Source organism: Maribacter sp. Hel_I_7 (genome assembly GCF_000688315.1).
GTDB classification, from domain to species: Bacteria; Bacteroidota; Bacteroidia; order Flavobacteriales; family Flavobacteriaceae; genus Maribacter; species Maribacter stanieri.
The window spans coordinates 1,033,361-1,055,683 of record NZ_JHZW01000003.1 but is presented as its reverse complement, the minus strand read 5'-3'; the positions used below and the strand labels follow the sequence as shown (position 1 = coordinate 1,055,683).

Here is a 22,323-nt window from a genome sequence, read left to right as displayed (position 1 = left end):
TCGATGTTTTATGAAAACCTACAATATTGTGGCCTGTCTTATGCTGGCCTTCAGTTTCGTTGCGTGCGAGAAATCTACCGATACTAGCACAGAAGAAATTAAAACTAGTGTAGTCTCAGATTATACTGTTTTTATGCAAAACAACAACCAGCTTAATGCGGTAGTGGTTAATTCTACAGGAGAAAAAATAATCGTGGAAAATACTTTGGCATCATTTAATGATGTTCCTTCAAATTCTTTAAAATATCGCACGACTTTAGATATCAGTTATTTTTATACTTCTAATTGCCAATCTAATTTTCAATGGTATGATGCAAGTAGTGAGATAACAAAATCAATTCCACTTTTTGAAGATTTAGATTCTTGTGAATTAAATGTAATAGCAACTGCACATTCTAGTGAATCGGCATTTATAGCTTATGAAAGAGAGTTGCTAGGTAAAGACAAACAATTTGTAGTAAGAGTTAATTCCCTTGATCAAACAACAGCTAGTTACTCTGAAATTACATTAGATAAAAAGCCAATAGATATAATTGCATCTGGTGATAGACTTTTCGTTTTGACTTTAGATGAATATGTTACGGATAACTATTATTTATCGGTAATAGATTTAGATACTGACATTATAATTATGGAATTGGATTTAGGGGTTGATGCCTTAAGATTATTCACCAATAATTCTGGTAAAGTTATTGTCAGTTATCCGAAATTACACACTACTATAGACCCGCTGACTTTAGATAAAGAGTATACAACATACGGAGAAAATACAGAGCCAGGATTCATTACTACAAATGATTATTACATGGATGCCGCAGGTAAATTATATTTTCACAAAAATATGCCATCAGCTGCAGTTACTGAAGTTCCAGCTATTTACGATTTTGAAAAAAATAGTACGGTAGTTTATTTATTTGAAAATTTCTTAACTGAAACTGAATTGGATATCAAGTATAACATTGCTGAAACAACAGCAATAGCCTATGATATTAAAAACAATTATGTACTTATAGGCTATAAGAAAAATGGTTCTGCTGATGAAGGTGGTATACTAAGAATTACCCCGTCTCCCGATTTTAAGTTAATTGACAATTTAGATTTAGAAGGAGTTCCGCAAACAATATTCGTTAAATAGGGTAGGGTATCTAACTATTAAAGTATTTGCTATTCCAAATAGCTGGGTTAAAGTTCTTACCCATGGCAAAGCCATAGAATATTACTACAGAGGCAATACACTTGAACATAAAAAAGTTTAGAATCCAAAATTGAGCATTTGAATTCGTTTTTGAGAATAGTCCTTCAGGTATTCCTAGTGTGGTTAAAAAACTCATCATCAATATTAAAATGATAAGATTTATAATGCTTTTAAATGGCCACATCATAATTTTACGTAATGGGTGAAGGTCGTTTCCCCAATGATGTATTAAATAGTGATAACCGTTACCTATAGGGGCGAACAAAAGTGGATCATCTTTATCTTCTAGTTTAAAAAGTTTAGAAGGAGCAATAATTTTAAATCCCTTAACTTCTATATTATGCTCTTTTTCTAGCGCTTTAATTTTTGATAACGCTTCAGTAGGAATAGTGCCTTTAAAATATTTTGTATCTAAAAAACGTAATCTATAATCTATACAGATTTGTTTGATATCCTCTATATGGTAAATCTTTGAACTATCTAATAAATCGATATTGAATTTATTATTTAATATTCCTTTACTACTTGTTACATTTTCTTCAATTCTGTCAAGTTCATTATCCAATTTAGACAAGATTTCATAAACTTCATTGAGTCTATGTTGTTCAGATAAAACACTTTTCTTTCTAACTTCTGTAAGTTTCGTTTCAATGTTAGTTTTGGGTAATAACATGTTCTTCTTTTTAGCAATACTCTCAAAGTTAATGAATTAGTGATTTGGAGAAATTCTTGTTTAACTTAATTAAATGTTAATAAAACGTTAAAGTTAATTTATTGCTTAATTCATACTAGGTGAAAATGACATCTAATTGTATATTAACGGAGAAATTGAACCGTTTGTCGATTTCGAGAACATTTGCCCCTTAATAACCAACTATCATGAAAAAATGGACAGCCCTCGTGTCCCTGTTTGCCCTATTTATAGGGTTTCAGACCTATGCACAGGATAATGTAATTGAATTACAATTTGAGCGTTTAATTTCTAGTATACAACCACAAAAGTCTATTATAGAACGCACTGCCTCTTTTGAAAATCATTCTAGACTTTTAAATGCCCTTAGAGCTACAAATTTAGATAAGGTATTAAATTATAAAGGAGAATTTACAGTTTTTGCTCCCTCTAATCTTGCGTTTGAAAAATTATCAGAAGCTACAATTGATAAATTATTTGACCCAGAAAATAGGAAAGCTTTAAAAGCGATGCTTTCATATCACATTATCGCGGATAAGTTATCTGCATCTACAATATTAAGAGCAATGTGTAGAGGAAATGGTGTAGCAAAATTTACCACAATACAGGGTGAAAAAATTACTGCAACAATGAAGGGTATAGATATTGTATTAACTGATAAATCTGGCAATAGTGCTGTTATTGTAACTGCGGACTCAAATCAATCTAACGGCATCATTCATGAGATTGACACCGTTTTTGTTCCAGAAACTACATTTTAATTAACGAAGCGTTGCTCCTAAATTACGTTCGTAAGTATTTTGTAGTTTAGACATTATCTTTTCAATTTGTTTTTCAGTTAACGTGCTTTTGTCATCTTGCAATGTAAAACTAACTGCATAAGATTTTTTACCCTCCGGTAAGTTCTTGCCTTCGTAAACATCAAATAGCGTCATATCTTTTAAGTACTTACGCTCAGCTCCAAAAGCAAGGTCGTGAAGTTCGCGATAAGTCGCTTTGTTATCCAACAGTAGTGCGAAATCTCTCTTAACTTCAGGATACTTAGGTATTTCTTTAAACACTACAGGAGTTGTCTCTAAGTGTTTTAAAACAGCACCCCAATCGAAGTCTGCATATAATACATCTTGCTTAATATCAAAATGTTTAAGAATTGACTTTTTAATCAATCCGAAAGAAACTAATTCTTTCTTTTTATATGTAAAAGTTAAGCCCTCTGAAAAATTGGAAGAACTAATAGGCTCACTCTTTAAGTTAGATATTCCAAGTCTTAATAGAACTGTTTCAACAATTGATTTTAATTCGTAAAAATTGGTCGATATAGCTTTGTTGGTCCAGCTATCTTGTGTAGAATCTCCACTTAATAAGATACTTAAATATTTTGGCTCTATTCTTTTATCTCCTTTTGCATAATATGTTTTTCCGAATTCGAACAACTTTAGGTTTGCGCGTCTACGGTTAATATTATAGTTGGCAGTTTCTAATGCAGAGAATAATGAGGTTCTTCTTAAAATAGATAAATCGCCACTTAATGGGTTAATGATTTCTATAGATTTATGTTCCTCTTCGTCTGAATCTAGTAACGAAACATAATCAGGATTGGTTAAACTATTGGTTAAAATTTCATAATAGCCTTTTGAAGCTAAAACATTGCCAATTGTAGTTTGTATAGTGTGATCTGCGGTTGCTTCTGTGGTTGCAACGGATGCATTCAGCTTTTGGCTGAAAGCTACATTGTTATAGCCATAGACTCTTAATATTTCTTCTATAACATCTACCTGTCTTTGTACATCAACTCTGTAAGACGGTACTTCAAGACCCATACCGGCTTCTGTAACGTTTTTAACCTTGATGTCTAGAGATGCTAAAATAGATTTGATAGTATCTTGCGGAATAGCTTGACCTATAAGCTTGTTTATTTTTTCAAAAGCAAGAAAAACTTCAAAGTTTGGTTGCTTCTTAGGATATAGATCATAAATGTCTGAAGTGATTTCTCCGCCAGCAATTTCCTTTATCAATAAAGCGGCACGTTTTAGACTGAACTCAACATTCTCTATATCAATACCACGTTCAAACCTAAAAGACGCATCGGTGTTTAACGCATGTCTTTTTGCTGATTTTCTAATGGAAACTGGGTTAAAATAGGCACTTTCTAAAAATATAGAAGTGGTTTCTTCGGTTACACCAGAACCTAAACCTCCAAACACACCAGCTAAACATAAGGGTTTTTCGGTGTCACAAATCATTAAATCATCTTCATGTAACGTTCTTTCAACGCCGTCAAGTGTAGTGAATTTAGTGCCTTTAGGTAGGGTTTGAACAATAATTTTATTACCCTTTATTTTTGCTGCGTCAAATGCATGCAAAGGTTGCCCTAATTCATGTAATACATAATTAGTAGCATCAACAACATTATTTTTTGGAGTTAGACCTATAGATTTCAACCTATTTTGTAACCAAGTAGGAGAGGGTTGAATAATTAAATTACTCAACGTAACACCACAGTATCTTGGGGCAAGTTCAGTTTGTTTAACGTCTACGTCTATTTTTAATGATCGGTCATTAATATTAAAATGACTGGTCGATGGGGTAATCAATTCTTTTGTAATTTCCTTTTGCTTCAACCCAGCTTTTAAATCTCTTGCTACACCAAAATGGCTCATAGCATCAGCACGGTTAGGGGTAAGTCCAATTTCAAAAACTTCATCTTCTTCAACATTGAATATTTCAGCGCAAGGTGTACCCGCTTTTAAATCCTCGTTCAAGACCATAATTCCATCATGGCTAGATCCAAGACCAAGTTCATCTTCAGCGCAAATCATCCCAAAACTTTCTTCGCCTCTAATTTTACCTTTCTTAATAGTCCAGGCTTCTCCTTCTGGGGTATACAATGTTGTACCAATAGTAGCTACAGGTACTTTTTGTCCTGCTGCAACATTTTTGGCACCACATACAATTTGTACAGGAGCATCTAGGCCTATATCGACCATAGTAACATTTAGCTTATCGGCATTAGTATGTTTAACGCAACTTAATACATGACCAACAACAATGCCTTTCAATCCGCCTTTAACAGATTCAAATTTTTCAACACCCTCTACTTCTAAACCTAAATCGGTTAAAAGTTCTCCGGTTTTTTGTGATTCCCAATCTATTTGTATGAACTGTTTAAGCCAGTTATATGATATTTTCATTCAAAACATTTATAGTGCGCAAAGATAAAACAATGCCCGTATACATTCAATAAGCTATGAAGTCTTTATTTAAATTTTTAATTATGCATATTTAATTGTTTCTTACCAGTTAAATTGGAAAACAGTATGAGATTTGGGTTAGCAATATTATCCGCTTTACTATTAATTGTTGGATGTAAGGAAAAAAAACAAACCAATAACCTCTCTGAAGGTATTTGGCTTGTGGAGTTAAATGTTATGGATAACCAAGAACTACCTTTTAATCTTACAGTAGCTAAAAAGGATGATGGTAGCTATAAAATGCAAATTTATAATGCAGAAGAAGTTATAGATGTAGACGAAATAGAAATTAAAGGAGATTCTATACGTATGCAAACACCTGTTTTTGAAGGATACCTAGCAGGTACTTTTACAGAAAACAAAATACAAGGACAGTTTATAAAAGAAAGTCTAGATAGGATTGTACCGTTTACGGCAGTTTATGGTATTGAAGATAGATTTCCTGCTAAATTAAAGAAAACGGAAAGAAACGTAACTGGAATTTGGGAAACCTATTTTAGTCCAGATTTAGAGGAGGAATATGTTGGCAAAGGAATTTTTTTACAAGAGGATAGTAAGGTAACCGGTACTTTTAGAACAACTACTGGTGATTATAGATTCCTTGAAGGTATACTTGATGGAGACTCTTTAAAGTTATCTTCTTTTGATGGTGCTCATGCTTTTCTATTTACTGCAAAAGTTACAGATTCAAGTATGAATGGTAATTTTTACTCAGGCAATCATTTTAAAGAACCTTTTGTGGCAAATAGAAATGATGGATTTGAACTGCCTAATCCAGATTCGTTAACTTTTTTAAATGAAGGTTATGATAAACTTGCTTTCTCTTTTCCTGATTCTGATGGAAATATGATATCCCTATCTGATAAGAAGTATCAAAACAAAGTTGTTATTGTCCAGTTAATGGGAACTTGGTGTCCAAATTGTTTAGATGAGACTAAGTTTTTGGTAGATTATCTTAAACAAGATTCTAATGTTGAAGTTATTGGGCTGGCTTTTGAATCTGCAAAAACTAAAGAAATAGCATTTAAGGCTATTAATCGTTTAAAGGATAGGGTAGCGGTAAATTATCCTATATTACTAGCTCAATATGGAAGCTATGATAAGAAAAAGGCACAAGAAAAACTACCCATGTTAAACCATATACTTTCTTACCCTACTACTATTTTTATTGATAAAAATGGAGATGTAAGAAAAATTCATACGGGATTTAACGGTCCTGCAACTGGAGAAAAGTATGTTGAATTTAAAAAGGATTTTAACGCTTTAATTACGCAGCTTAGTAATGAGTAAACTAGATAATGGTAGATTTTCCTAAACCAATATTTTCATCGTTTATGTTGAAGCTACCATCTAGTTCCATAATATTATCTGCAATAAAATCCCCTACATAATTAGTTCCATATTTAGAGCTACCTAAAATATCTGCAGTAACTATTTTTTTAGAAAAGGATTTTAGAACTGCAGCCACTACGGCATCAGATTCTTCATTCATTTTAAAGTGTTGTAGTAACATAGCCATACTTAAAATGGAAGCAACCGGGTTAGCAATATTTTTGCCCGCAGCATCTGGGTATGAGCCGTGTATAGGTTCGAACATGGCATGTTCTAATCCTACTGAAGCAGATGGTAAAAGCCCTATTGAGCCAGCAATAACGCTACCTTGGTCAGAAAGGATGTCTCCAAACATATTATCGGTTAAAATAACATCGAATTGTGAGGGATCTAAAACCATTTGTATAGCGGCATTGTCTATAAATAGGCAATTTAACTCTACGTCTGGATAACTTTCAGAAATAGACCTTACTACACGTCTCCATAAACGTGATGTTTCAAGTACATTGGCTTTGTCTACCAGTGTAACTTTCTTTTTTCTTGAACGAGCAGATTTAAACGCTAAATGTGTTATTCTGCTAATTTCAGCTTCTGTATATGTGCATGTATCGGTAGCAGAATTTGCTTCCTCATCAATGGTTTTTAATCCGTAATAAATTCCGCCCGCCAGTTCTCTAAAAATTACAAGATCAGTATTTTGAACCTGCGCTTTAGAAAGGGGAGACTGCTTTACAAGTGAAGGAAAAACCTTTACAGGTCTAATATTGGCAAAAAGACCTAGTTCTTTACGTAATCGTAAAAGTCCTTGCTCTGGCCAAACTTTTGCTTTCGGATTATCATCAAACTCGGGTAAACCTAATGCACCAAACAAGGTTGCATCTGTTCTTTTACAAAGTTCAAGAGTTTCATCAGGTAGCGGATTTCCTGTTTTTTTAATTGCAGAAGCACCTATTAGTCCTTTTTCAAAAGTAAAACTATGTCCAAAAGTTTCTTCAACCGATCGTAAACATTTAATGGATTGCGCAACCACCTCAGGCCCTATTCCATCTCCTTCTAAAACAGAAATATTTAAATGCATAATTAGCTAATACTTTGTAAGTCTATATTAGAGGTCTCTATAATTTGATGAATATCATCGTCTTTGACTTCTTTTCTTGTGTCTGCATACTTTAAAAACTCTTGATAAACTTGGTCTAATTGAGTTTTAGTAAGTTCATAACCAACAATTTTTGCTCTGTAAGCAAGTGCGGCTCTACCGCTTCTAGCTGTTAAGACAATAGAAGATTCTGTGACACCAACTTCTGCTGGGTCAATAATTTCGTAAGTCTCTCTATTTTTTATAACACCATCTTGATGAATACCAGAACTATGGGCAAATGCATTAGCACCAACAATAGCTTTGTTTGGTTGTACGATCATTCCCATTTTGCTAGAAACCATTAAACTAGTGTCGTATAATAATTTACTATTTATGGTAGTATCTAAGTTTAAATCTGGGTGTTGGCGCATAATCATTACCACTTCTTCTAATGAGGTATTACCTGCACGCTCTCCAATGCCATTTATAGTACACTCTATTTGTCTTGCACCATTTAAAACACCTGCAATTGAATTTGCGGTGGCTAAACCTAAATCATTATGACAATGACAGGAAAGTATAGCGTTGTGTATTCCCTTTACATTTTCACGTAAATATTTCATTTTAGCACCGTATTCATCTGGTAGGCAGTAACCAGTTGTATCTGGAATATTAAGTACTGTTGCACCAGCTTTTATTACAGCTTCACATACACGAGCTAAAAATTCATTATCCGTACGCCCTGCGTCTTCAGCATAAAATTCAACATCCTCAACAAAGGTCTTAGCGTAGGAAACGGCAGCAACTGCACGCTCTATAATAGCTTCTCTATTAGAATTGAATTTAAATTTTATATGTGAGTCAGATGTACCTATACCGGTATGAATTCGAGGCATTTTAGCATATTTCAATGCATCAGCTGCAACTTCAATATCATTTTTTACCGCACGGGTTAATCCACAAACAGTCGCATTTTTAACGAGTTTGGCTATGGCCTCTACAGATTGGAAATCTCCAGGGCTAGAAACAGGAAAACCAGCTTCAATAACATTTACCCCTAGCAAATCTAGGCGCTCAGCTATTACCAATTTTTGCTCACGGTCTAATTTACAGCCCGGAACTTGCTCTCCATCTCTTAAAGTAGTGTCAAATATTTGTACTATCTCTTTACTCATTATATTTACGTAGTTTTACTCGTCAAACGAATATATAACCTAAAACACAAAATGCTCGAATTTTGTTAACATGTTTACAACGTTAAGTCAGTTTTTTAGGTGTATAAAACATTGAATTACAATTATTTAAACTCTTATTATTACGATGACAAATGCGCATAAAGATGCTTTGTTCGTTTTAGTTAAATCACTTTCTAAATCTGAAAAGCGTCAATTTAAGCTTTATGTAGGCAGATTAGGTGTGAATACCGATGCTAAATTTTTAGCACTGTTCAATCTATTGGATAAAATTAAGCATTATGATGAGAAAACCATACTAGAAAGTGGTATAGTTAAGAAAGCACAACTCTCTAACTTAAAAGCACATCTATACAAGCAGATTTTAGTCAGTTTAAGATTAAATCCCGTTAACCAGAATATTAGGGTTCAAATACGGGAGCAGTTAGATTTTGCTACAATTTTATATCAAAAAGGACTTTACAAGCAAAGTTTAAAGATTCTTGATAAGGTAAAAAGTATCGCTATTGAAAATGAGGAAAAGAATATTGCCTATGAGATTGTTGAGTTAGAGAAAATTATTGAAACACAGTACATTACGCGAAGTATACCTGATCGTGCAGATGAACTTGCCATACAGGCAAAAGAATTATCTGGGCATAATGTAATGACCAGTAAACTATCTAATCTTTCGCTTCAACTTTATGGAATGATGTTGAAAGTAGGTTATGTACGCAGTGATGAGGATTATCAAAAAGTAAAAACTTATTTTAATGATCATTTACCGCTATATAACATTGAGGATTTAGGATTTAGAGAAAAGTTATGGTTGTATAAAGCGTATCTGTGGTACAGTTTTCTTACTCAAGATTTCCTATCCTGTTTTAAATACGCAAGTAAGTGGGTTGATCTTTTTTATGATCATAAAGACATGATTTATCTTAATCCGGTGTTCTTTTTAAAAGGTAATCACTATTTATTGGAATCACTTTTTTATGTACAGTATAGCTCTCAATTCAAAGAAGTTCTTGAGCGTTTAGAGTTGACTATCAAGGAAAAAGAATTTCCAGATAATGATAATATCAATTCATTGGTATTCATGTATTTAAATGCGAATAAATTGAACTTGCATTTCCTAGAAGGTACTTTTGAAAAAGGACTTTATCTAGTAAAGATTGTTGAATACGGAATAAATAAGCATAGAGACAGAATAGATGTACATCATGTTATGGTTCTCTATTATAAAATTGCGTGTCTGTATTTTGGAATTGGGGATAACAAAACGTGTATTCAATATCTTAAAAAAATTATAGATAACAAGAATTTAAAAATGCGTGAAGACCTAATGTGTTTTGCTCGTGTTTTAAGTTTAGTGGCTCATTATGAGGCTGGTATGGATTATCATTTAGAAGTTCAATTAAAAAGCACCTATAAGTTTTTATTGAAAATGAACGATATGCACGCAGTCCAAAAAGAAATGATCAAGTTTTTAAGAAGTCTTGGCGGTATATATCCTAATCAATTAAAAGCGGAATTTCAGAAGTTATATACTGAATTGAAAAAGTATGAGGATCACCCTTATGAAAAAAGGGCGTTCTTGTATTTAGATATTCTTTCATGGTTAGAGAGTCATTTGCAAAATAAACCTGTATCTCAAATAATGAGGGAGAAGGCTTTGGCGAAAACACGCTAAAGAAACTTTTGTTAGATGAAAAGTAACCATATTCAACATTTATTAGAAATCAACTTGGCTATGTTATTCATAGCCACTTCTGGAGCTCTTGGGCGATATGTACAACTACCTGTGCCCGTAACAATTGGTTCACGAGCCTTACTGGCATTTGTAGCTTTATTTCTGTACTGTAGATATAAAAAATTCAATTTAAAAATTGATACAAAAGATGTAGGCGTAATTTTATTTAGCGGTGTCTTAATGGGAGTACACTGGGTTACCTATTTCTACGCCTTAAAACTATCAAATGTCGCCATTGGTATGCTTTCCATATTTACATACCCGGTAATTACTGCATTTTTAGAGCCAATTCTATTAAAGACCAAGTTTCAATTAGCACATTTGCTTCTTGCTTTTCTGGTATTAACGGGCATGTATTTTCTTAGTCCGTCTTTAGATTTTGAGAATAGTTATACTATCGCAATTTGTTTCGGGGTGTTTTCGGCATTTGCCTATGCCTTAAGAAATTTAGTACTTAAAAAGAAGGTTGAAAAGTATAATGGCTCTGTGCTAATGACATATCAGACGGCCATAGTTGGTATTTTGCTATTTCCATTTTTGTTTACAATTTCGCCAAATGTAATAATTGACCAATGGCAAGTACTGGTGGCTCTAGCAATTTTGACCACTGCAATAGGTCATACTATGTTTTTAATGACTTTTAAGCATTTTAATATTACCACCGTTAGTATATTAAGTAGTGTGCAGCCCGTATACGGTATTTTAATAGGAGCTATATTTCTATCTGAAATACCTAAAGGAACTACAATTCTAGGAGGTGTTTTAATTTTAAGTTCCGTAGTTATAGAAAGTGTTCGCTCAAAGAAGAAAACTTAAGATATGCTCAATTAATTTTGAGAATTTATACCAGGAGTACTTGCGCCAAATTGGCTAATTATATTATCTCCGAATTTGGTGAATTGCTCATTCTTAGCCATTTCTCTAACCTTTACTGGGTCAAAATCTCCATTAAAATATAAAAAGGAGCCTGTTTGGTTATCATTATTATAAATCAATATTTCTTTAACCAAGTTCTTTTTCTCTCTTACAGATACCACATTGCGTTTTAGTTCATCATTTTTTCTGAAAACCTCTATAAATGAATTACCTGTAATACCATTCATTTGTTGATTTAGAAATTGGGTTTTAGTATCTGTGGTACTGGGGAATTGCATGTATCTTAAATCTTTGGTATTCCCAACCATAGCTTTCATTTCAGGAGAAATTTCACTTATCATGGAAAGCATGAACTGTGGAACACGTACTGCGGTTACTTGATTATCATTTTTGTGTGCATTGTAAAAGGTGTCAATAGAATTATAGCTACTGCATGAAGTAATTACTATAAACAAACCTAAGAAGCAAATTTTCTTTAACATGGTAATAGTGTTTCTGTTAAAAGTAGTAAAATTAAAGACACGCATTCCAAATGGGATCATTTGGCGGAGGGGCAATAATTTCTAAAGGTTCCTTTTTTACAGGATGCATCAACCGTAGTTTTCTTGCGTGTAAGTGAATACTTCCGTCCTCGTTACTTCTATTAAAGCCATATTTTAAATCACCTTTAATCGGGCAACCGATTGCGGTAAGTTGCGATCGTATTTGATGGTGTCGTCCAGTTTCAAGGTCTACTTCCAAAAGAAAATAGCGGTCAAGCTTTTTCAAAGTTCTATAGGTTAAAATGGCTTTTTTACTTTCTGTAACCTCTTTTATATGAGCGTAAGATTTGTTTTGCTTTGTATTCCTCTTCATCCAATGAACCAATCTCTTTTCTGGCTCTTCTGGACTACTTTTTACAATTGCCCAGTAGGTTTTTTTAGCATCTTTTTCAGCGAACATCTTATTTAATCTTGGCAGTGCTTTAGAGGTTTTTGCAAATACTACAATGCCTGATGTAGGGCGGTCTAAACGGTGTACAACACCTAAATAAACGTTACCTGGCTTATTGTATTTTTTCTTTATAAATGCTTTAACGGTATCGCTAAGTGGTTTGTCTCCGGTTTTATCTCCTTGCACGATATCACCAGGACGTTTATTTATAACAATGAGATGGTTATCCTCAAATAAAACTTGAAGATTATCGATTGTAGAGTGTTCTTTTTTTGACAAAGAGTAGGGTAGTGTTAGTTAATATTGCTCCTCATCATTAGGGAAATCTTGACTTTTTACATCGCTTACGTAATTAGAAATAGCATTACCCATTTCTTCGTATAAATTCATGTATCTACGTAAAAAACGAGGATTGAATTCATGTGTCATTCCTAGTAGATCATGAACTACTAAAACCTGTCCGTCTGCATATTTTCCACCTCCAATACCAATGGTAGGTATGGTTAAACTTTCAGAAACCTTTTTTGTAAGCTCAGCAGGAATTTTTTCGACAACGATTCCAAAACAGCCAAGTTTTTCAAGTAATTTGGCGTCTTCCATTAACTTTTCCGCTTCCTCTTCTTCTTTTGCACGAACGGTGTACGTACCAAATTTATATATGGATTGAGGAGTTAAACCTAAGTGGCCCATTACCGGAATACCGGCAGCTAAAATTCTTTTCACTGATTCCTTAATTTCTGCTCCGCCCTCTAATTTTACGGCATGCGCACCACTTTCTTTCATGATTCTAATAGCAGAACGTAAAGCTTCCTTAGGGTCGCTCTGGTAGCTGCCAAATGGTAAGTCAACAACAACTAAAGCCCTGTCAATAGCTCTAATTACAGAAGAAGCATGATAAATCATTTGATCTAATGTAATTGGTAACGTAGTTTCATGGCCAGCCATAACATTACTGGCAGAATCACCAACCAAAATAACATCAACCTTTGCGGCATCAACGATTTTAGCCATAGAGTAGTCATATGCAGTAAGCATAGAGATTTTTTCTCCATTCTTCTTCATATCCACTAGTGATTTAACCGTGACTCTTTTATATTCCTTCTTAGCTACTGACATAGTCTGTTTTTTGATTAAGTGCCATAAAAGTAAGGAGTTTTAATGAGATTTAACCCTCATAGTTTAGAATCCATTTAAAAGGGAATAATTTAGAATTTATCTATTTTTATGGTATTAACTTAATAAAAGGTATTACATGAAAAATTTCTTTTTGCTATTAACACTATTAGTCGTCACTTTGGTTAGCGCACAAATTGAAGAAGAGGTAAAAGTTAAGTATGCGGTAGAGACTTTTTTTTACGCTTTTCATGACAAAAATGAATTAGCGATGAAGCGTGTTGTTAATCCTGATATTTTAATGCAGACTGTAGGTTTAAATATGCTAGGCAAAATGACCGTACGAAATAATAATTTTAATGATTTAATAAACTTTATGATTACCACACCAGATTCTATAAGTTTTCAAGAAAAAATTTTAGATTATAAAATTCAAATAGATGGTGGTATGGCGCATGTTTGGGCACCGTATGAATTTTGGTATAATGGGGAATTTAGCCATTGTGGAGTTAATTCTTTTCAACTTTTTAAAGAAGAAGATACTTGGAAAATTATTTACTTAATTGATTCAAGAAGAAAAGAAGATTGCAATAATGCATCAGAATAAATATTGCATCCTATTTCCAAAATCTAGATGAAGTTGCACCGGCGGTAGGAAAATCATTAGGAATTTCTTGTGTAACCTTACCAGAAGCAGCCCATTCTGCACCTCTTTGAAGTGTAGTAATAAACCCTACACACTCCATAGAATAGTCAAAATGACCTAAGGTTGAATGAAATACGCGCCCCTTACCGTAATTGATAGCCATAAGTTGAGGCACATTTTGTCCTAAGCCGGTAACATTTGGGTCCCAAGGTGGTGCATTTTTTTCAACATCTGCAAAAGCTGTGGCTAAAATAGTGGCATTTTCAAAAGGACCTCTCATACGTTCATATAATTCATCTGGTGTATGAAGCCATTTTTCAGGTATACCTTTCATTATAGGGTGCTCTGGTGCTCTTGTTGTTAATTGAAATTCATATTCAGGACCGTGAGATCCACAAACACCTTCTACGGGGTCCTTTATTAATTCACCCATATCATTATAATATACGTAAGGTCCGGAGCTTTCATCACGATTTCCCCAGGCGCCTAAACCAATCATTTTATTGAATTCTTCCCAATCTCCCCAAGCATTGTTAGCGGCATGAATGACCACTAGGCCACCTCCATTTTGCATGTAAGTTTCAAAGTCTTTTCTTGTTTTCTCTGGCCATAGGGGAGACTCTGCTCCAAGATTAGAAATTATGACATCGTAGTTATTAAAATCAAGTGTAAAATCTGAAGTTTTAATAGGACTGTCAGAAATTTGATATGTTTTATCTGTTAAAGGATAGTTTTCTATAAATGAGTTATAAGCTTCTGGTCTTGTTTGATTGTATTTAATACCTAACCAAACAGAATCCATTCTTTTGACGTCTACTGAAAAAAGATTGGTTTTATCTAAGTAATCTTTCATCATCATGGTGGTCTTAGGCCAAACGTAATGATTGTTTTGTCCGTCAATGATTAATGCTCTCAATTTTGATGGTGATTGCTCTTTCTCAACAATTTCTTTCTTCTTTTCTCCACAAGAAGTAAGTGCTAAACTGAATAAAACAACGGCCAATAAATTTTTCATGTTGATGTTTACTTAAAATTGTTGACATTAAATGTACATGAACTTGTTAAGATGGCAAAAACGAACTAAGGATAACTTGAATATTAAAACAGATTTCTTTTTGCGGATAATAAAAAGTGCTATTAATTTAGCAGTTCACTGTAAAGATTAATAAAATGAAAATATTGGGAATAGGTTCAAGAATTTCACATGCTGAATTTGGTAAAGGTGTAGTTACGAATGTATCTAGTAATATGTATTGGGTGACATTTATGGATAAAGGCTTAGAAACCATTGAAATAGATTCTGATTATGAAGTGATTGAGGCTATTGACAATGAGGTAGATACCGTTAGTTTTTTTGATGTAGAAAGTTCTTTGGTCTCTATATTACAAAAATGGAGTGATGCTACCCAACGTGTAGCCATTGCGGATAAATGGAAAGGTGGTAATTTAATTTTGGAACCTGGTGAAGCAGGTATGAGCAATAAAGAAATTCCTATTAACACCTTCTTTCATAAAATTGTAATGGTGCGTGATCGCATACGTGTAATGGAGCAAAAAATAAATTCTAGCAAAAATTTAGATGATCAAGAAAAAATAGATTTACAGCAATATATTACCCGAATATATGGTAGTTTAACTACGTTTAATGTTCTTTTTAAGGCTAAAAGCGATCATTTTGTTGGAGAAAAAGGGGGTAAGTAGGTTCTGATTATTATTTAACCAATAATTTAATTTTGAACTCGAAGCGATTTAACGATTTCATATTGTTTTTTAATGATTGCTTCGTTGAAACCATGGGCTGCTTTAGAGACGATAACATATTCTTTTCTTGGAGCCCTAATTTTATCAAAATATGGTTTATTTAGTTCTTTAGAACATAAAATATCGTTTTCACCCTGTACCAAATAAACAGGTAGTCGAAAAATAAATCCGGTTTTATCGAAATTGATATGACGTACCATTGATTTAATACCCATGGTTTCATCACCCACAAGGTTCAAAAAAGAATAATCATCACCATTATATCTATCTCTGCTGTCTTCATTATTCTCATAGGAATCTGCTATTTCCCACCAAGATGTAGGAGCAGGGGTAGCATTCTCTTTCTCAAATTGTTTTACAACGCGCAATAATTGTCCGTAATTCTTTGCTCTTTTATAAGGTGGTGGACCTAGTTCTTCTAGTTTTGCTAAAGTTGATTTATTCTCTTTGACTTCTGCTATTTCATATACTTCTGAATAGGCATTTTTTATGTTGTTGTCAAAATTTACAAATTGAGCATGACCAATATAAGCGTGAAATAAGTTAGGGTTCTTTTGAGCCATTTGTGTTGCCAAGATAGAACCCCAAGAGGTACCCATTAAAATAACTTTGCTTTTATTTAAATGCTTAATTAGATATTGGGCAACGGCAATGCCATCGTTTGTCATCTTTTCAACGGAAAGTGGATTTTTTAAATAAAACTCTTCAGTTATTTCTTTAGGATAATTTTTTCCAAAAGTTTTTCCAGCTCCTCGTTGATCCCAATGAACAATGGTAAATTCCTTCAACCAATCGGCATAAATGCCATCTTCATATTGGCTCATGGTACTACCTGGTCCACCATGAATTAATAAGATTACCGGATTGCTATTATCATTTCCTTTTATAGTTATCCATTGATCAATACCTTCAATGTTTATAAACTTTTCTTCAGATATTTTATCTTGATTATAAGATGCAAATGATACTAGAAAAATTGTAAGAAATAGGAGTTGTCTAATTAGCATGCTTATTGATGATTGAATGATGAATTTTTAATATACGAAGATATTTATAGGTTTAGATCTAAAACTAAATTTAAAGTCTAATATTGATGATTACGTCCAGGTATACGGTCTGTTAAATTCTCTCTTTACGAATAGAAAAATTTTAATTCTATAATTAATTTTTTACTTAATGTCTTTTGGAATAATTACTTTCTTAATATATAGTCGTATTAAAATTAAGAAGGTTGCATTTGAATCCATATTTTTTTTAATCAAATAATGAGGTATGCCTTTACAACTATCAACTTCATAATTAATCAATTCCGTTTTGTTTTTGATATATTTTTAATAACCATAGTTTTTTTATTTCACATTGGTTATTTTAGGTTTAAAATTATAAAATGGGTCAGATTATAACCTTCGGAGAAGTACTAATGCGTATTTCTCCTCGTGGTAACAAGAAGTTTGTTCAATCTAACATCGTAGAGTTTTATTTTGGCGGAACAGAATTAAATGTTGGTATTTCAATTTCTAATTTCGGCATTAAAGTAAAGCATATTAGTGCTGTTTCAGATGATTTTATTGGTGACACAGCTATGACTTATATACGTAAGTTTGGTGTAGATACCTCTTGTATTGTTAAATCTAAACGCCCATTAGGAGTATATTTTTTAGAAGTAGGCGCGGTTATTAGACCAAGTATGATTTCGTATAACCGATCACATTCGGCGTTTTCTGAAATTGAACCTACAAAGGTAAATTGGGAAAATGCTTTGGAAGATGGGGAATGGATGCATTGGACCGGAATTACCCCTGCATTATCTCAAGGTGCTTTTAACGTTCTTAAAGACGGACTAAAGTTAGCTAGACAAAAAGGGATGGCTGTTTCTGCAGACCCAACATATCGTAGTGGTTTATGGAAATACGGTCAAGATCCTAAAGAGGCTTTAGTAGAACTTTTACATTATTCTACAATTTTCATAGGTGGTGTAAATGAAATTAATGAAGTATTGGGTACGGAATTCGGTTATAGTAATGACGATTTTATAGCGGCTAGCAAGCAGCTTATAGAAGAATTTCCAACCATTGAAAAGGTGTTCGATAAAATAAGAACTTCGGTAAATTCTTCTTGGCATAAAATAAGAGCCAGAATGTGGAATAGCATAGAATTTAGGGAAACTGAAGATATAGATATTACCCATGTGGTAGACCGTATTGGTACCGGTGACGCTTTTGCAGCAGGTTTAATTTATGGTTTACAGAAATATGATGACTATAAAGCAATGGAATTTGCAAGTGCTGCGTGCGCATTAAAACATACTTATGAGGGTGATGTAAATTTTGCTACGGTAGACGAAGTAAACAATATTATTGCAGGCAATATTACCGGTAGATTAATGCGTTAAGTTATATAATTAGAATTATTTCCACTTGCGTAGTCTATGTATCGCTTTTAGCTTGTAGATACTTTTAGAAAATGCAATTGAAAAAGCAAAGGTGGTTAATAATGCAATAAATGCTAGGGTGCCAAGTGCACCGCCAAAGCCTTGAAATAAATTATTCTTATTGATATGGATAATACTAAACAATTAGCCAGCAATTGCCAAGTAAATGTAACTTCTTCGAGTGGTTTTTGAAATCATACCTAAGAAAGAGGTTTCTATAAAAACTACAGATATGTTTTTTGTTAGGTGTGTATTTAATAAATCAGGGAAATAGTAAAAAACAAGCCGACTAAAAAAGATAAAAGGGCATATGCTCTTACTGCGCCTTGATTATAATGATGACTCACATAAAAAGTTGTTATTGCAGCTAAAATTCCGGTAACTATTATAATGAAAGTTTTCATTAAGCAGCTAGGTTAATAAGATAGAGAAATACTTTTTGACTTAAAAATCTAAAATTCAATGCGGAATTACAATGGTAAAAAAGAAACTACAAATTATTAAACTGCTTCCTTTTTTTCGGACAAGTATTTCCAATAACGCTTAGGTACATGTTGTACATGAAGCTTGGTATTAATCCTAGATTTAATAGTAGTGCTTTTGAAGTAATTGTTCCAAAGGTCTTGGTATTCATATTCAGAATCAGTGAAGACAGCACTTTTCTCAAGACTATTGGTATGTATATCGGTTAAGTCTAATGAAATTATTTCAACCGTCTGTAAATCATAGTAAAGTCCGTATTTACGCTTAACGTCATAAATAATCCAAGATTGATCTGCGTAGCGGTTTCTAAAGTGTTTAGATATCAATGGTAAAACATCAAAATCTGGTTCAATATTAGCAAAATAGACTTCATCCTTAGTTAATTGAAAGCGTACAAAAGCTTCCATTCTGTGTTTTTCCCTACCTACTTTTTGTGCTAATGAATTTATTTTTAAAACACAATCATCGCTAAAGTCTGTAGCGCCCTTGTATGTACTACCCATTAATTTTTGAATATAACGGTAGAGTAGTGCCTCCATATTATTTTGTTCACTTAAAAAAGCAAAATAAATATTCTTAATAGCAGAATTACTTTTGTTTTTAACACCGTTCCAAACACGCTGTGCTTTTTCTAAATTGGTAAAAATCGTTTCTGTCTCAGTAAAAAGTCCACTTTGTAATTGCCCTTTTTTTTGAATATCTGCATAGGCAAGCTTCTGTTCGTAACCAATAAAAACTGCAGTCAAAAAACCATTAAAGCTACCATCGTAAACCAAAGTTTTTGTCGAATTCATAGTAATAGTTTTAGAAGTTGAAGAAGAATATTTTAGTTAAAATTTTCATCCTTTTTTTAATTTTACTTTTCATAAATACCACTTGGTATCCAAATGATAATAGTTGGCTTTGACTACGGTCTATAGCAGTATTAAAAAATGAAAAATTTACCGAATTAGAGATGTTGTTTATATGTTCCATAGTCGTTGGTTGTTAATTAAGTTTTACTTTAGTTAAATAGAGATAATTGATTGGTATATTGATTTTTGAATTTTCCATTTTGGGACTGTAAAATCATTCCTTTTATCTTTGAAGCATCTAAATCTCTCCGCTCCCAGTCGTTAGAATTACATATGATAAAATATTTAGCACGATTAAGAGCTACACCCATTTTTTTCAAATGTTCCCAGCTTAAATTTCTATATTTTCGACCACTAATAATCTTATGAACAGAACCCATTCCTATCCCTGGAATTCGTGCTAACATTCTGGCATCTGCCTTATTTATATCTACAGGAAAATGATTTAGATTACGAAGAGCCCACATTAATTTTGGATCAATATCCATTTCAAGATTTGGATTGTCTGCATCTAAAATTTCATGAACACTAAAACCATAAAAACGAAGAAGCCAATCTGTTTGATATAATCTATTTTCACGTAGCATTGGTACTTCAGAACCCAAAGATGGTAAGCGACTATCGGTAGATATAGGAACATAACCGGAATAGTACACCCGTTTCATCTTATAATTTTTATAGAAATGGGTAGCAGAATACATAATGTCCTTATCACTTTCACCAGTAGCTCCAATAATCATTTGAGTGCTTTGTCCTGCAGGTGCGTACTTTGCTGTACTTTTTATGATTTTACGCTCTTCTGAATAACGAATGATTTCATTTTTAACCTTTAGCATTGGCTTTATGAAATCTTCATGTTTTTTATCTGGAGCTAATAGTTTAAGGCCGGAAATTGTGGGGATTTCAATATTGACCGATAATCGGTCAGCATATAATCCGGCCTCGTACATTAACTCATCACTTGCGCCTGGTATTGATTTTAAATGGATGTATCCATTGAAATTTTCTTCTAAGCGAAGTTTTTTAGCTACTGCTATTAAACGTTCCATAGTATGGTCTGGGCTTTTAAAAATTCCAGAGCTTAAGAATAACCCCTCAATATAGTTTCTTCTGTAAAAATTAATGGTTAAGTCCACCACCTCTTGAATTTTGAATGCAGCTCGTTTTATATCATTGCTTTTACGTGTTACGCAATAAGCACAATCAAATATGCAATGATTAGTTAGTAGAATTTTTAATAGAGAAACACATCGTCCGTCTTCAGTGTAGGTATGGCAGATTCCGTTTCCAGCATCACCCAAGCCTTTGTTTTTATTTTTACGATTACTGCCGCTACTAGAACATGACACATCGTATTTGGCTGCATCGGCCAAAATATTTAGTTTTTCTTTAATTCGATTAAAATCCATAACGACTTGTAATTAATCCAAAATTATGGAAATATTCCTAATTATGGAAATATTCCAAATATTATTATGGATATAATCCATAATGAGTATATTTGAAGTGTTGAGAATTTTTTTATCTCGATTTAAGCGGATATTATGGAAAACGAATTGACATTAAAACGATTTACCGATTTACGAAGAGAGCTTGGTTATACTCAGGCCGATTTTGCAGCACTTATTGGAGTATCTAATACTACTGCAGATATTGAACGTGGGCGAACTAAGCTTTCAGGGAAGGTTGTGTCAGAATTATTGAAACAATTCAAAATTAATCCGCTTTGGTTATTTGGTGAAAGTGATGAGCAATACTTGGAAACTTCAAGAACAAGTGTTATTCCAAAGGTAGTTACGGTAGATTCTGCTAATCGGGATAATATGGTATTGGTAAATGCCAAAGCAGCAGCTGGATATCCTCAAAATATTTCCGATACCAGTTGGTATCAGCAATTACCCGCATTTGATTTACCAATTCCTGAATTTAGAAATGCAACGTATAGAGGCTTTCAGGTTGAGGGGGACAGTATGCTTCCAAATCTACATCCTGGCGAATGGGTTTTAGCAAGAGCAATTGAACATATTGACTACGTAAGTGCTAATAAAATGTATGTAGTGGTATTGCAAGACTCCATCATGGTCAAGAAAGTAGAAAAGCGACCTAATTCTAATAATATTACTTTAATATCATTGAATGAAACCTATCCTCCATATGATATTAAACCATTTCAAATTCAAGAAATTTGGGAGGTGAGCAGTAAAATAACTTTTAATGTTGACGCTACAACAGATAATGGACTTTTGCGACAGTTGCAGGAGTCAATGAAAGAGTTAAAAGATCAGCTACAGCATGTTAAAAAGGTTAATTGAACCAATACTTTAATATTTTTTGATATACATTCCGCTTTCTTTTAGCTTAAATCCAAGACTTTTATAAAGGGAAATTGCTGCTGTCCTATGGTGACCACTAAACAATAATACATCATCTAGTTTTTCTTTTTCTGCTTGTTCTAAAAGTTTCTCCATTAGCTTTCTGCCAATGCCTTTACCTCTATAATTAGAAGAAACAACCACATCTTCAATCATTCCCTTATGACCAGAAACCACCTTATATTTAGCCATCATAGCAATACCTACTAAATCTTCGTTATCCAAACATATTACCACATCTGTAGTGTTATAATCAGATAGGGCAGAGGCTAAGTCTAGTTGTGTTAATTCAGAATTTAGTTGCTTGTAAAGCTCTGTTAATTGAGTTTGAAGCTCGGTGGTAACCTCATTAAAAGTAATTAGTTTTATAATCATAGTATAT

At 33.2% G+C, this 22,323-nt stretch carries 21 protein-coding genes; 9 read left to right on the top strand and 12 right to left on the bottom strand.

Annotated features, from left to right (window positions below; all coding sequences use genetic code 11):
- Nucleotides 1-10: 10 nt before the first annotated feature.
- Nucleotides 11-1,135 (top strand): hypothetical protein, encoded by a 1,125-nt coding sequence (locus P178_RS0116290; RefSeq protein ID WP_155941662.1) that lies wholly within the window; start codon nt 11-13, stop codon nt 1,133-1,135.
- Between the two features lie 10 nt (nt 1,136-1,145).
- On the opposite strand, the gene P178_RS0116285 is transcribed toward P178_RS0116290, so the two are convergent.
- Nucleotides 1,146-1,868 (bottom strand): hypothetical protein, encoded by a 723-nt coding sequence (locus P178_RS0116285; RefSeq protein ID WP_027067215.1) that lies wholly within the window; start codon nt 1,866-1,868, stop codon nt 1,146-1,148.
- Nucleotides 1,869-2,074: 206 nt separating this feature from the next.
- Between P178_RS0116285 and P178_RS0116280 the strand changes: the two genes are divergently transcribed.
- On the top strand, nt 2,075-2,647 hold the full coding sequence (locus tag P178_RS0116280; RefSeq protein WP_027067214.1) for a fasciclin domain-containing protein: 573 nt from the start codon (nt 2,075-2,077) through the stop codon (nt 2,645-2,647).
- On the opposite strand, the gene pheT is transcribed toward P178_RS0116280, so the two are convergent.
- Nucleotides 2,648-5,077: a phenylalanine--tRNA ligase subunit beta gene (pheT, locus tag P178_RS0116275; RefSeq protein ID WP_027067213.1), complete on the bottom strand. Its 2,430-nt coding sequence runs from the start codon at nt 5,075-5,077 to the stop codon at nt 2,648-2,650.
- A 126-nt stretch (nt 5,078-5,203) separates the two neighbouring features.
- Between pheT and P178_RS0116270 the strand changes: the two genes are divergently transcribed.
- On the top strand, nt 5,204-6,427 hold the full coding sequence (locus P178_RS0116270; RefSeq protein WP_027067212.1) for a peroxiredoxin family protein: 1,224 nt from the start codon (nt 5,204-5,206) through the stop codon (nt 6,425-6,427).
- A gap of 1 nt (nt 6,428) precedes the next feature.
- Here the strand turns inward: P178_RS0116270 and leuB are convergent, their stop codons facing one another.
- Nucleotides 6,429-7,547: a 3-isopropylmalate dehydrogenase gene (gene leuB, locus P178_RS0116265; protein ID WP_027068121.1), complete on the bottom strand. Its 1,119-nt coding sequence runs from the start codon at nt 7,545-7,547 to the stop codon at nt 6,429-6,431.
- Between the two features lie 2 nt (nt 7,548-7,549).
- The gene (locus P178_RS22255; RefSeq protein WP_081819463.1) at nt 7,550-8,722 is read right to left on the bottom strand and encodes a 2-isopropylmalate synthase; all 1,173 of its coding nucleotides are present in this window, start codon (nt 8,720-8,722) and stop codon (nt 7,550-7,552) included.
- Between the two features lie 145 nt (nt 8,723-8,867).
- Between P178_RS22255 and P178_RS0116255 the strand changes: the two genes are divergently transcribed.
- Both P178_RS0116255 and P178_RS0116250 read left to right on the top strand, forming a co-directional pair.
- Complete coding sequence (locus P178_RS0116255) at nt 8,868-10,412, top strand: hypothetical protein (RefSeq protein WP_027067211.1); 1,545 nt, start codon at nt 8,868-8,870, stop codon at nt 10,410-10,412.
- Nucleotides 10,413-10,427: 15 nt separating this feature from the next.
- Nucleotides 10,428-11,288, top strand: a complete 861-nt coding sequence (locus P178_RS0116250) for a DMT family transporter (protein WP_027067210.1) — start codon at nt 10,428-10,430, stop codon at nt 11,286-11,288.
- Nucleotides 11,289-11,299: 11 nt separating this feature from the next.
- On the opposite strand, the gene P178_RS0116245 is transcribed toward P178_RS0116250, so the two are convergent.
- From P178_RS0116245 to panB, 3 genes are read right to left on the bottom strand one after another with little or no spacing between them, the layout of a single operon-like run.
- The gene (locus P178_RS0116245; RefSeq protein ID WP_051638401.1) at nt 11,300-11,830 is read right to left on the bottom strand and encodes a DUF4252 domain-containing protein; all 531 of its coding nucleotides are present in this window, start codon (nt 11,828-11,830) and stop codon (nt 11,300-11,302) included.
- A 31-nt stretch (nt 11,831-11,861) separates the two neighbouring features.
- Complete coding sequence (locus tag P178_RS0116240; RefSeq protein ID WP_027067208.1) at nt 11,862-12,560, bottom strand: RluA family pseudouridine synthase; 699 nt, start codon at nt 12,558-12,560, stop codon at nt 11,862-11,864.
- Between the two features lie 18 nt (nt 12,561-12,578).
- Nucleotides 12,579-13,397 carry a 3-methyl-2-oxobutanoate hydroxymethyltransferase gene (gene panB / locus P178_RS0116235; protein WP_027067207.1) on the bottom strand — a complete coding sequence of 273 codons (819 nt, stop codon included), beginning with the start codon at nt 13,395-13,397 and terminating at the stop codon, nt 12,579-12,581.
- Nucleotides 13,398-13,533: 136 nt separating this feature from the next.
- On the opposite strand from panB, the gene P178_RS0116230 reads away from it, so the two are divergent.
- A complete protein-coding gene (locus P178_RS0116230) occupies nt 13,534-14,001 on the top strand; it encodes a hypothetical protein (protein WP_027067206.1) in 468 nt (155 codons plus the stop codon).
- Nucleotides 14,002-14,011: 10 nt separating this feature from the next.
- Here P178_RS0116230 and P178_RS0116225 read toward each other — a convergent pair whose 3' ends face one another.
- Nucleotides 14,012-15,055, bottom strand: coding sequence for a ThuA domain-containing protein (locus tag P178_RS0116225; RefSeq protein ID WP_027067205.1), 1,044 nt, complete (start codon nt 15,053-15,055; stop codon nt 14,012-14,014).
- A 155-nt stretch (nt 15,056-15,210) separates the two neighbouring features.
- Between P178_RS0116225 and P178_RS0116220 the strand changes: the two genes are divergently transcribed.
- Nucleotides 15,211-15,741, top strand: coding sequence for a hypothetical protein (locus P178_RS0116220; RefSeq protein ID WP_027067204.1), 531 nt, complete (start codon nt 15,211-15,213; stop codon nt 15,739-15,741).
- Between the two features lie 26 nt (nt 15,742-15,767).
- Here the strand turns inward: P178_RS0116220 and P178_RS22250 are convergent, their stop codons facing one another.
- Nucleotides 15,768-16,808 carry an alpha/beta fold hydrolase gene (locus P178_RS22250; protein ID WP_051638336.1) on the bottom strand — a complete coding sequence of 347 codons (1,041 nt, stop codon included), beginning with the start codon at nt 16,806-16,808 and terminating at the stop codon, nt 15,768-15,770.
- Between the two features lie 380 nt (nt 16,809-17,188).
- Here P178_RS22250 and P178_RS0116210 point away from each other — a divergent pair, with 380 nt between their 5' ends.
- Nucleotides 17,189-18,193 carry a sugar kinase gene (locus P178_RS0116210; RefSeq protein ID WP_027067203.1) on the top strand — a complete coding sequence of 335 codons (1,005 nt, stop codon included), beginning with the start codon at nt 17,189-17,191 and terminating at the stop codon, nt 18,191-18,193.
- Between the two features lie 539 nt (nt 18,194-18,732).
- Here P178_RS0116210 and P178_RS0116205 read toward each other — a convergent pair.
- Together P178_RS0116205 and P178_RS0116200 are read right to left on the bottom strand one after the other, a co-directional pair.
- Complete coding sequence (locus P178_RS0116205; protein ID WP_027067202.1) at nt 18,733-19,509, bottom strand: TIGR03915 family putative DNA repair protein; 777 nt, start codon at nt 19,507-19,509, stop codon at nt 18,733-18,735.
- 209 nt (nt 19,510-19,718) lie between these two features.
- Nucleotides 19,719-20,978, bottom strand: a complete 1,260-nt coding sequence (locus P178_RS0116200) for a putative DNA modification/repair radical SAM protein (RefSeq protein WP_027067201.1) — start codon at nt 20,976-20,978, stop codon at nt 19,719-19,721.
- A 135-nt stretch (nt 20,979-21,113) separates the two neighbouring features.
- Between P178_RS0116200 and P178_RS0116195 the strand changes: the two genes are divergently transcribed.
- Complete coding sequence (locus P178_RS0116195; protein ID WP_027067200.1) at nt 21,114-21,881, top strand: XRE family transcriptional regulator; 768 nt, start codon at nt 21,114-21,116, stop codon at nt 21,879-21,881.
- 9 nt (nt 21,882-21,890) lie between these two features.
- Here P178_RS0116195 and P178_RS22245 read toward each other — a convergent pair whose 3' ends face one another.
- Complete coding sequence (locus P178_RS22245) at nt 21,891-22,316, bottom strand: GNAT family N-acetyltransferase (RefSeq protein WP_036147010.1); 426 nt, start codon at nt 22,314-22,316, stop codon at nt 21,891-21,893.
- Nucleotides 22,317-22,323 lie beyond the last annotated feature (7 nt).

Coding starts and splice junctions, on each gene's coding strand:
- P178_RS0116205 (WP_027067202.1), bottom strand. CDS start 19,509: ATGAATTCGACAAAAACTTTGGTTTACGATGGTAGCTTTAATGGTTTT.
- leuB (WP_027068121.1), bottom strand. CDS start 7,547: ATGCATTTAAATATTTCTGTTTTAGAAGGAGATGGAATAGGGCCTGAG.
- panB (WP_027067207.1), bottom strand. CDS start 13,397: ATGTCAGTAGCTAAGAAGGAATATAAAAGAGTCACGGTTAAATCACTA.
- P178_RS0116280 (WP_027067214.1), top strand. CDS start 2,075: ATGAAAAAATGGACAGCCCTCGTGTCCCTGTTTGCCCTATTTATAGGG.
- P178_RS0116195 (WP_027067200.1), top strand. CDS start 21,114: ATGGAAAACGAATTGACATTAAAACGATTTACCGATTTACGAAGAGAG.
- P178_RS0116220 (WP_027067204.1), top strand. CDS start 15,211: ATGAAAATATTGGGAATAGGTTCAAGAATTTCACATGCTGAATTTGGT.
- pheT (WP_027067213.1), bottom strand. CDS start 5,077: ATGAAAATATCATATAACTGGCTTAAACAGTTCATACAAATAGATTGG.
- P178_RS0116255 (WP_027067211.1), top strand. CDS start 8,868: ATGACAAATGCGCATAAAGATGCTTTGTTCGTTTTAGTTAAATCACTT.
- P178_RS0116225 (WP_027067205.1), bottom strand. CDS start 15,055: ATGAAAAATTTATTGGCCGTTGTTTTATTCAGTTTAGCACTTACTTCT.
- P178_RS22255 (WP_081819463.1), bottom strand. CDS start 8,722: ATGAGTAAAGAGATAGTACAAATATTTGACACTACTTTAAGAGATGGA.
- P178_RS0116230 (WP_027067206.1), top strand. CDS start 13,534: ATGAAAAATTTCTTTTTGCTATTAACACTATTAGTCGTCACTTTGGTT.
- P178_RS0116290 (WP_155941662.1), top strand. CDS start 11: ATGAAAACCTACAATATTGTGGCCTGTCTTATGCTGGCCTTCAGTTTC.
- P178_RS0116245 (WP_051638401.1), bottom strand. CDS start 11,830: ATGTTAAAGAAAATTTGCTTCTTAGGTTTGTTTATAGTAATTACTTCA.
- P178_RS0116210 (WP_027067203.1), top strand. CDS start 17,189: ATGGGTCAGATTATAACCTTCGGAGAAGTACTAATGCGTATTTCTCCT.
- P178_RS0116250 (WP_027067210.1), top strand. CDS start 10,428: ATGAAAAGTAACCATATTCAACATTTATTAGAAATCAACTTGGCTATG.
- P178_RS0116285 (WP_027067215.1), bottom strand. CDS start 1,868: ATGTTATTACCCAAAACTAACATTGAAACGAAACTTACAGAAGTTAGA.
- P178_RS22245 (WP_036147010.1), bottom strand. CDS start 22,316: ATGATTATAAAACTAATTACTTTTAATGAGGTTACCACCGAGCTTCAA.
- P178_RS22250 (WP_051638336.1), bottom strand. CDS start 16,808: ATGCTAATTAGACAACTCCTATTTCTTACAATTTTTCTAGTATCATTT.
- P178_RS0116270 (WP_027067212.1), top strand. CDS start 5,204: ATGAGATTTGGGTTAGCAATATTATCCGCTTTACTATTAATTGTTGGA.
- P178_RS0116200 (WP_027067201.1), bottom strand. CDS start 20,978: ATGGATTTTAATCGAATTAAAGAAAAACTAAATATTTTGGCCGATGCA.